Origin of the sequence: Psychrobacter sp. JB385, assembly GCF_900163785.1 — a bacterium.
Lineage (GTDB): Bacteria > Pseudomonadota > Gammaproteobacteria > Pseudomonadales > Moraxellaceae > Psychrobacter.
In genome coordinates this window covers 213,486-223,532 of sequence record NZ_FUKN01000012.1, presented here as the reverse complement: position 1 = coordinate 223,532, position 10,047 = coordinate 213,486, and the positions used below count along the sequence as shown (strand labels likewise).

At 42.7% G+C, this 10,047-nt stretch carries 7 protein-coding genes; 4 read left to right on the top strand and 3 right to left on the bottom strand.

Translation table 11 applies throughout. The annotated features are described in order from the left end of the window. Positions 1-604: 604 nt before the first annotated feature. Entirely contained in the window at positions 605-3,991 is a 3,387-nt protein-coding gene (locus CZ794_RS07310) for an ESPR-type extended signal peptide-containing protein (protein WP_087040973.1), read from the bottom strand. A gap of 527 nt (positions 3,992-4,518) precedes the next feature. Beyond that, complete coding sequence (locus tag CZ794_RS07305) at positions 4,519-5,214, bottom strand: DNA glycosylase (RefSeq protein ID WP_087040972.1); 696 nt, start codon at positions 5,212-5,214, stop codon at positions 4,519-4,521. A gap of 286 nt (positions 5,215-5,500) precedes the next feature. Here CZ794_RS07305 and upp point away from each other — a divergent pair, with 286 nt between their 5' ends. Next, positions 5,501-6,160: a uracil phosphoribosyltransferase gene (gene upp / locus CZ794_RS07300; protein WP_058023728.1), complete on the top strand. Its 660-nt coding sequence runs from the start codon at positions 5,501-5,503 to the stop codon at positions 6,158-6,160. 67 nt (positions 6,161-6,227) lie between these two features. After that, positions 6,228-6,977, top strand: a complete 750-nt coding sequence (locus tag CZ794_RS07295) for an SDR family NAD(P)-dependent oxidoreductase (protein ID WP_087040971.1) — start codon at positions 6,228-6,230, stop codon at positions 6,975-6,977. A 27-nt stretch (positions 6,978-7,004) separates the two neighbouring features. On the opposite strand, the gene CZ794_RS07290 is transcribed toward CZ794_RS07295, so the two are convergent. Then, positions 7,005-7,673: a hypothetical protein gene (locus CZ794_RS07290; RefSeq protein WP_087040970.1), complete on the bottom strand. Its 669-nt coding sequence runs from the start codon at positions 7,671-7,673 to the stop codon at positions 7,005-7,007. 191 nt (positions 7,674-7,864) lie between these two features. Here CZ794_RS07290 and CZ794_RS07285 point away from each other — a divergent pair, with 191 nt between their 5' ends. Together CZ794_RS07285 and CZ794_RS07280 are read left to right on the top strand one after the other, a co-directional pair. Beyond that, positions 7,865-8,818 (top strand): alpha/beta fold hydrolase, encoded by a 954-nt coding sequence (locus CZ794_RS07285; protein ID WP_087040969.1) that lies wholly within the window; start codon positions 7,865-7,867, stop codon positions 8,816-8,818. Positions 8,819-9,036: 218 nt separating this feature from the next. Further along, a complete protein-coding gene (locus CZ794_RS07280; protein ID WP_087040968.1) occupies positions 9,037-9,873 on the top strand; it encodes an alpha/beta fold hydrolase in 837 nt (278 codons plus the stop codon). The last annotated feature ends 174 nt before the right edge of the window (positions 9,874-10,047 follow it).

Below are 10,047 nucleotides of genomic sequence, written 5' to 3'. Positions count from 1 at the left end.
AAGATAGTCAACTTTATTTTTTAGCATTCTGATTCAGCAAAAATCCACACAAGTTGTTCTTTAGTTATGCTTTTAAATAGTCTCAATCACTGTCGTCCAGTCATCGATATATAGGGTATTACTTTCGCTATCTACTCATCCCGTTGCCGGTTAAGCTATCTAGCGAGCCGATTATCTTATCATAATGATTTGAATTGTCAAGCTTTTTTATAATTTGTTTCATCAGGTTAACTGCGTTAGTTATGTGTAATTCACACATCCGTCACTGCCAGTCTGTCTTGATGAGGGCGTATTATAGACGCTTTATTTTTGGTGTCAAGGGTTTATTTTAAGTTTGTTTGAATGATCTCCATCAATCCAATACTCAATCTACCTTCCCTTTCGACTGGGTGGCATTATACGCGGGTTTGAAAACGGGTCAAGAAGTGATTTAAGGTTTTTATTAGTTATCTAGATAGCAATTTAATTATTTATATTTTTCAATAAGTTATGAATTTTAAGGTTTTAAGCTACCTGTTGAAAGGATTGGTTGTTAATATACAAAATAAAACCTACCCTCTTTGAGAAGGTAGGCTCACTTATTTTGAATTAGTAACCATGCAAATTAGTTAAAAGTATAACTAACACCTACGTTACCACCGTTCTGACTACCACTACCACCAAATGCGCTACTGATAGAAAACTGTCCGTTAGACGTGGTATAGCCTACACCCAATGCATAACCTGTCTCACCTTCCCATGTACCGCCGCCCAGACCGACGCTAACTTTTCCTGGTACATTAGGATAACGCAATGCACCAAAAGCAAGGGCACCTGCAACTGCTGAATGCGTCTCTCCTTCAAGATCATTGATTCTTCTATCTGTATAACCAAAGGCTTCAGCACGATTTTGGTTGAGTTGAGAGACATTAACTGCATCATTTGGATTGATACCAGCAGCAACATTAGTAATACGGCGCTGAGTCTCGGCATTACCTACGGATACAGTATTAGCTGCATTTGTCTGCGAGCCTGCACCTAGTGCTACTGAGTTAGTATGCGTCACGCTGCTATTGCTACCAATTGCGACAGCATTTGTTGCTTGTACATTAACTGACTCACCAACAGCGACCGAGTTCGATGCATCATTAACTCCAGTAAAGACAGGAGCGCCATCTACAATACTTGCACCTGTTGCGCCTACTTTTACATTGCTTCCTACAACAGAGACATTATTAGAAGTGTTCCCAATAACATTATCATTACCTAAAGAGTAACTACTGTCGCCTCCAATAATACTTGGATCACCAATTGCACCTGACATGTTACCAGATACTGTATTTTTTGTGCCCACACTAATTGAGCTGTTGCCAGTGACTGTAGAACCACTACCAACTGAAACGCTATCTTTTCCGGTTGATTTTGCACTGACTCCAATGGCAATTGAACCCTTACCCGACGCTCCTGAATTGTCGTAATTACCTTCATTTTTATTACCGACAGTATTGACACTAACAAAATGTTTTTGGCTTTCTTCAATCTTATTCTCTAGTTCGACTCGAGCTTCTTCGCTAATCCCTGAATCACCTTTGTCTCCTTTGGCACCATCTTTGCCATTCAAACCATCAATACCGTTTTGGCCAGCTGGACCTTGGGCACCATCTTTACCATTCAAGCCATCTTTACCGTTTTGACCCGCTGGGCCTTGGGCGCCATCTTTACCATTCAAGCCATCTTTGCCGTTTTGACCTGCTGGACCTTGTGCGCCATCTTTACCATTCAAGCCATCTTTGCCATTTAAACCATCAATACCGTTTTGTCCAGCTAGGCCTTGCGCGCCATCTTTACCGTCAATGCCATTGGTACCATCTTTACCATTCAAGCCATCTTTGCCGTTTTGACCTGCTGGACCTTGTGCGCCATCTTTACCGTCAATGCCATTGATACCGTCTTTACCATTTAAACCGTTAGTACCATCTTTGCCATTCAAGCCATCAACACCGTTTTGACCTGCTGGACCTTGTACGCCATCTTTACCGTTCAAGCCATTGATACCGTCTTTACCATTTAAACCATCTTTGCCTTGGATTCCTTGCTCACCTTTTAGACTGGTTAACCATTCGGTCTCTGTACCTGAAAAACTGTTGTTTACAGCCACTTTATAAGCGCTATCACCCTGTACACCTTGGCTCTCTAATTTAGTTAGGCGACCATCTACTGCTGCAAAAGCACTGCCAACGTCTCTATAGGTATTGCTGCCAAGAGTATAAGACGGTGCTATAAAGACGCCCGTACTATTAAATTGTGCGCCCCCACCCAAAGCATTTGCTACGCTACTAAAATGAGAAACACCCGTCGTTTCTAGTCTTTTTAATTGCGCAATGTTCACTGCGTCTGTATCAGACGTACCTGCTGCTACGCCTGTAATTTGACGAGTTTTCCAATTGTTTGAGTCAGCGTTACTGGTATCACCAACACTAACAGCACCAAGAGTTGACTGCCAAATAGGACTAACATTGCCGTTAGCTGAATAACCTGCCACACCTGCCTCAACGCTAGTGCGACTTTGTGCGCCTAAAGCAACGCTGTTACGAATGTTGGCCGTTGAGCCTGTACCCATCGCGAGGCTATCACGTTCGCTTGCCACTGAAGTATTACCTAACGCTGTCGCTCGTATGCCTTCGGCGGTGGCACCTTTACCTAAGCGCTCATAGGCTGAGAACTCAAAAATCTGACCGCCATTACCGTTATCTTTAAATCGGCGCCCATCAGCACCTATTTGGATAGGAGAAGTGGATGTATTAAACTCCTCATTGACCGTCGCATCTGCTGTAGCCACTTGAATATTATCACTGCCACTACCTATCGCGGTAGCCCCTGCACCAGAAACACTATTACGACTGCCGATCGCTGAGCTACTATTGCCTGAAGCTGTGTTAACATGACCCACTGCTAAGCTATAATCGCCTGAAGTAGTGTTATAACTACCTATCGCTGAGCTAGATACATTTGAGGCAATGTTGCCACGACCTATTGATGCACTACTACTCCCTAATGCCTTGTTGTCATTACCCAATGCCGAGCTAGATTCACCAATTGCTTCATTGCTATAACCCGTAGCAGAGCTACGAACGCCTGAAGCAGTATTTGTATAACCCACTGCTGAGCTAGCTTCACCAGTTGCTTTATTGCTATAACCCACAGCTGAACTATACAGCTTTGAGGCTTCGTTTAGACTACCTACCGCTGAACTGCGTTCACCAGCAGCTGAGTTTTCACTACCTGTGGCTAGGCTATAGGCACCTGAAGTTTTGTTCAAAAAGCCCAGTGCTGAGCTGCGATGAGCAGGTTCAAAAACTTCGTTCTGATAACCTACTGCTGTACCAATGTAACCATTGACTTTATTGCCATTACCTAAAGCTGTACCATTACCTGTAGTTACTCTATTTAAAATACCAACTGCTGAACCTCCGCCTCCTAATACAGTGATAGAGTTTTGCGACCCTATAGCCGAACTGGAACCGCCTAGTGCGTTATTATAAGCACCTATCGCTGAGCTACTTTCACCAGAGGCAGTGTTTCTAGTACCGACAGCTGAGCTATAAATACCTGTAGCTCCAGCTTCATTGCTGTAACCTACTGCCGTTGAACCAAAACTCAAGGCTCTATTTTCTACACCTACTGCTGAGCTGGCTCCATTTTGCGCTGTGTTGAAATACCCACAAGCTATAGATGTATTTTGTGGAGCGTTACTGCCATTTGTTCCACTGGGCTGCGTGATGCACACTTCTGCCTGGCTACTCATTGCCGTCAATCCCAGTACGCCAGCAATAGCAACCCCTATAGCACTCCGGCGTAGTGACTTGCCTAGTATCGCAGCTGGTATTGTGCCTACAGTACCCACTTGACCTGATCTATTATTAGACTTTCCACCGGACTTGCTGATTTCACTAACGGCTGTATAACACCCTGTAGAACGATTAAAAACAACGCGGTAAACATGGTTTAACATAAGAGAGTCCTAAATGTATGTAGCATTACTGGTAAGGTAGTTGATTATGTTGTCGTACAGAAGAGAGCTATATTTTGTTGTACCAAATAAATAACGGATGGATTGTTCTGCTGAAACTGAGTAAAACCACTTGCTAATTGCCATCTGTAGATCTTTATTTTTCAATATCAGAATAAAAATCTGTAATAATCGAAAATTAATGTAATATATTTGTATACTTAATATTTCAAATATATCAAAACAACCTTTATTTTGTAAATAAAAATACAATATTACGGATGAACGGTAAATAAAATCCGGTCAATTAAGAAAAATTTTAATCTATATTTAATAAAAGTTAACAATACCAGAAAATATGTAACCATCTGTAGTTTTAACGCGACATAAAAGCCATAAAAAACCCCACTTATTAAAAATAAGCGGGGTTTGGTGTTTTCATTTGAAAGATTTGATTTTAGCGGACTGCGTTACTCTGTTGGAATTCTACTACTAAGCAATTATCATGATTGACTTATCACTTCTTAAACTTACAACTTACCCATCTTCTCAAAGAAGGCCTTGTAAGCAGCGACTTTTTTGTCTAGCGCCAAAGGATAAGCTCGTGAGGTTGATGGTAATCTATATAAAGTTAAGTCATTAACCATATCGATCTGGTTACCGTTTTGCCACTGGTAAGGATAATCCATACTTTGATTGGTCTTAGGATATGTTGATTTGGCTGGTGGTGTCTCAAGTAAACTCATCAAAACTTCTGTAGCTTTGCCGCCTGTGGTAAACAAAGTCTTTACATGAGGTACTTGTGGCAAAATATTGTCCAAATCAACTGGCGTGACGACTGTTAGATTTTTATCAGACGCATTGCCTGTCTCTCGAATGGCTTGTTTGACCGTGGGACAAGAAGCGATGCCGCGCTCGAACATAAAGGCACGAATACGCTCAGGGTCAAAGCGCTTCTCATTCCCTACTCTAAAGTAGTCAGCATCATCAAAAAATACTCGGCCATATATCCGCCACATATCATTATAAAAGTTGGGATAATGAAAGCTCATTGCCCATTTGTCAGCGGTTGGTGGGAACGTCCCCATCATCATAATGGTCGCATGTGATGGCAACACGGGAGCAAATGGATGCGTCTCTACTTCAGCAGCTTTTGTTTCGGATAATGTTGCATGCTCAGCATTTGGATTATTAAGGTTTTGAGCATTGGCAGGTTGTGTAGTCATGATATTCTTCATCAGAAAAGTGGTTTTTTTGGTATCATAGCAGGCCTAAACATTGCCGTACTTAGAATGGCTTCATGTGCTCAAGTATAGTGAGTGAGACACAGCTGGCTTTCATAATGGTTATAGGCGCTGGTAAAACAACGCTGAGCCAGTTTGGCTATTGTGGCTTTCATTTTAATATGTGGCCGCATTGTCTAGCGTTAAAGTGCGGTAAGTGTTTGTATCCTTTCTACTAATAGCAACCGCAGTGACTGCGCAAGCATCAGACAAAACCAAGAGAGTTCTTATGAGTGACTTAAATAACGATTTAAACATTACGGTAATTGATCATCCACTAGTCCGTCATAAACTCAGCCTCATGCGCGAAAAAGACTGTAGTACTTATAAATTTCGTACATTGACTAAAGAGCTTGCACGCTTGATGGCTTATGAAGCGAGTCGTGATTTTGAGATTGAGACTTTCCCAATGCAAGGCTGGTGTGGCGAAATCACGGGGGAGCAAATCATCGGTAAGACGGCGACGATCGTACCGATTTTGCGCGCAGGTATTGGCATGCTTGATGGCGTGCTCGACTTGATCCCTACTGCCAAAATTTCTGTAGTTGGTCTACAGCGCGATGAAGAAACCTTGCAACCAGTCCCTTTCTTTGAAAAATTCGTGAGTCACATGGACAAACGTCCTGCGCTTATCATTGATCCAATGCTTGCCACGGGTGGATCAATGGTTGCCACCATCGAGATGCTAAAGAAAAACGGCTGTACGAATATTAAAGCGTTGGTTTTGGTTGCGGCACCTGAAGGCGTACGTTTGGTCAATGAAGCACATCCTGACGTGACCATTTATACCGCTGCACTAGACAGTCATTTAGATGAGCACGGTTATATCATTCCAGGTCTGGGTGATGCGGGTGATAAAATCTTTGGTAAACAACTGTCAAATCGATAAATAATACTCAGATAAGCCATCATCAAGATTATAAAAAAGCACACAGTATCAATAATAAGGACAGACAATGAACGTATTGATCACAGGCGCAAGCGCAGGTTTTGGTAAAGCACTGGCTGAGCGTTTGGTCGCAAAAGGTCATCGCGTGATCGGTTGCGCCAGACGTATCGATAAGCTCAACGCCTTGGCAGAAACTTTGGGTGAGAACTTTTTACCTGTGGTGATGGATGTGAGTGATACGGCATCTATCCCGCAAATCATTGCTGACTTGCCTGATGACTTCAAACCAATCGATGTCTTGGTCAACAATGCAGGATTGGCACTCGGTACAGAGCCTGCGCACAAAGCCAATCTCGATGACTGGATGCGCATGACCGATACCAATGTTAAAGGTCTAATGGCATTGACTCATGCTGTCTTGCCAGCGATGGTGGATCGTGACAGCGGCTATATCATCAATGTCGGCTCGATTGCGGGCAACTGGCCATACTTTGGTGGCAATGTGTATGGCGCAACCAAAGCCTTTGTCAAACAGTTCAGCTTAAACTTGCGCGCTGATCTTATCGGTACGCAGGTGCGTGTGACCAACCTTGAACCAGGCGTAGTCGCAGGTACTGAGTTTTCAAATGTGCGCTATCACGGTGATGATGATAAAGCGGCTAAAGTATATGATGGCTTTAAAACCATGACCGGTGAAGATATCGGCGATATATTACTGTGGTTGATTGAGTCGCCTGCGCATATCAATGTCAATCGTTTGGAAGTGATGCCAGTGGCACAAACCTATAATGGTTTGACGATTGCCAAGCAAGGCTAGTAAACCTTTATCTCACGATAAAGCCTATCAACGTAATTCGTAAGATCGAAGCAACATAGTTTCTATCAACATAGACGCTATGTTGCTTTTTTTTACATCCTCGATGATTCTCTCATTGACCAATCGTAAATCCTGAAAATCTAAAATCAGGACTTCATTTCGCAAGCTATCGCTGGTGCGTTTGTTGTGACGTATGGGAAATCCTAATACTTGCTTACCCGTGATTTTTATCTCATTAACAATCATCTTTGAGCCGTTTGTAGTCTTCGTTTCTATCATTTTTTTTGCATTGGCTATGACGGTGGCGGGATTGACTGTGGTGGTAAGGAGCTTGGTTTGTCGCACGCTTTTTGGCAAATCCCCTGCAAAAAAGAGTGTCTGCTCTTGTGGTAAATACTGTGCGTGCCGCGTCAGCTCTTGCCGAAACAATGCAGGCATATCGGTATTGAAGCTGTCTTCTGTTTGCTGAGAGTACGCCGTAAATTGCCTGTGCAAGTAACGTCCAAACACTGTGGTATTGACCCACTCTATATAAACGTCGTTTGCAAGCAGCTGCTTGGTAAATGTCTGCGCATCTGGTGTGATACGCCCTGTCAGCATCGCTATCAAAAAATCTTGCGGACTGCTAAAGGTTTGCTGCTGCCAGATTTGCGGATAGAGGCTACTATCAAGTAACGATAACGTCAATTTGCTCATATACTTATGTTCCTATTGATTTCACCAGTTATCCGCTCCCAGTGTTAGCGCTTTTACCATTGGCCAAGTTTTGTGCTATGGTCAGATGTTGTTTCAATATAGTAGTCTTTTATTCGCGGTAAAGTCCATTTTGTAGTGATGTGTCTCAATATATCAACAGATGGCCTCATAACCCAAAGTGATGTCCTTGTATGAAAAAAATTCTTCTGTCCCTTTCCTTGTCATATCAATTACAGACAATCTATATAAAAACAGCTGATGGCGCGGTACTGCCAGTTTCTGTCATTGGCAGTGGCAAACCTGTCCTGATGCTACATGCTTATGGGATGGATGCACGTGAGTTTTTGCCATTTATTTTACCGTTAACGGGACAGTATCAATTTTACTTACCGCATTTTCGAGGGTTTGGCGCGGCAAAGAAGAGCAAACTCACTCAGTTTGACTTCATACGCCAATACGCTGAGGATACAAACCTTGTGATTGAACACATTTGTCTGACTCGCCAAGTAGCGTCGCTCCCCATCGCAGCCATTTCTATGGGTGCACTAGTCATGTGGTCTTACTTTACTTATTTTGGTGTCTCTCGCGTCAGCCGTTATCTAAACATCGATCAAAGCCCTGTGATTCACAACCAATCAGATTGGCATGGCGGGTTATTTGGTGCTCGGCAAGAAGAAGTGTTTGGTATCTTACAAGATATTGTTGATATGACATTACCCTACGCACAAGTTGAGCACTTTACGCACCTGCCCTTTGCACTCAAGCGCCGAGTGACGGATGTTGAACGCTTGTTTTCACTATTATCAGTAAGTCGTTCGCGCTCAAAAGCACTTGTGCAAGTATTGACTCATCAAAACGATCACAAGCTTGCGTTTTATAATCACACGACTTGGCAACATAAGATGCGCTGTCTACAAGCGTATTTGGCGATACCTTACGATTTTCGCTCTGTCACAAAAGATGTGACTATTCCAGTCGTTAGTCTTATCGGTGGCAAGTCAGCGTTATACGATCCCCATTATCAGCAGCAAATCACAAAGATGTTACCCAACGCTACCGATATTATTCTACCGCATTCAGGTCACGCGGTGCCTATCGATGAGCCTATTCAATTTTTTAAAAAATTAAAAGAATTTCTACAATAGTCACTAGGGTTTTACACAACCACTTCATAATTACTACTATAACTTTACGACTTATCATAGCAATGAGCTTTGGCTGGTTTTATACTAAAAATCGATACCAATCTGAACAGCAATGGATTAAACAAACATTAGTCAGATAAGTACTAAGCCAATAAAAAGACACGAGTAAGTATCACTTATGAGTAGTAAAAATATAATAATTTCAAAAGGATAAGACAATGCCCTACGTAACGGTTGCAACCCAGAATGATGACCCTATTGATTTGTATTACGAAGTTCAAGGCAGTGGTAAGCCTATTGTATTGATTCATGGCTGGCCACTGAGTGGACGTGCTTGGGAAGCACAGCTTCCTGCATTGGTTGAAGCTGGCTATCAAGTCATCACCTATGACAGACGCGGCTTTGGTCAGTCGTCTAAGCCTTGGGAAGGCTACGACTACGACACTCTGGCCCAAGATTTAAAAGCACTAATGGAGACGCTTGATCTTAACGATGCCACCCTTGTTGGATTCTCGATGGGCGGCGGTGAAGTGGCGCGCTACCTCGGCAAATATGGCTCAGAGCGTATCAGTAAGGCAGTGCTCGCCTCTGCCGTTCCCCCATATTTGTACAAAGCCGATGACAATCCTGATGGCGGTCTTGAAGATGCAGACATTCAAGCGTTTTTGGACGGTGTGCGTGAGGATCGAATTGCCTTCTTAAATGACTTTACGAAGAATTTCTTTACGCCAAAAGACGGCAAGCTGTTGGTCAGTAAACCTATGCGTTTGTATAATCGCGATATTGCGGCATTTGCTTCACCTAAAGCCACTTATGATTGTGTGAAATCCTTTGCCTATACAGATTTTCGCGAAGATTTAAAAGCGTTCGATGTACCGACATTAGTCATACATGGCAATGCCGATCAAGTTGTACCGCTAGAAGCCAGTGGACAACGCTCGCATGATATGATTGCGGATAGTCAATTGTATGTGGTAGAAGGTGGCCCGCATGGCATCAATGTGACCCACGCCGAAGAATTTAATGAAGTATTGATTGATTTTTTAAATAGCTAATGGCTCTTTAAACTGACCAATGGCTTCTTAAGAAAAAAGCGACTCCAAAAGTCGCTTTTTTTATTTGTTCAATGATTGATACATCACCCAAAATCATGGCACACGTATTTTAGAATCCATACTCTGTGACTGGTATGTCTTTTCCTTGCTTGCTATTGTCATAGAGGCGATGAA

Bases quoted from the DNA above. Each gene is read 5' to 3' on its own strand.
- CZ794_RS07280 (WP_087040968.1), top strand. From the start codon at position 9,037: ATGCCCTACGTAACGGTTGCAACCCAGAATGATGACCCTATTGATTTG.
- CZ794_RS07285 (WP_087040969.1), top strand. From the start codon at position 7,865: ATGAAAAAAATTCTTCTGTCCCTTTCCTTGTCATATCAATTACAGACA.
- upp (WP_058023728.1), top strand. From the start codon at position 5,501: ATGAGTGACTTAAATAACGATTTAAACATTACGGTAATTGATCATCCA.
- CZ794_RS07305 (WP_087040972.1), bottom strand. From the start codon at position 5,214: ATGACTACACAACCTGCCAATGCTCAAAACCTTAATAATCCAAATGCT.
- CZ794_RS07310 (WP_087040973.1), bottom strand. From the start codon at position 3,991: ATGTTAAACCATGTTTACCGCGTTGTTTTTAATCGTTCTACAGGGTGT.
- CZ794_RS07295 (WP_087040971.1), top strand. From the start codon at position 6,228: ATGAACGTATTGATCACAGGCGCAAGCGCAGGTTTTGGTAAAGCACTG.
- CZ794_RS07290 (WP_087040970.1), bottom strand. From the start codon at position 7,673: ATGAGCAAATTGACGTTATCGTTACTTGATAGTAGCCTCTATCCGCAA.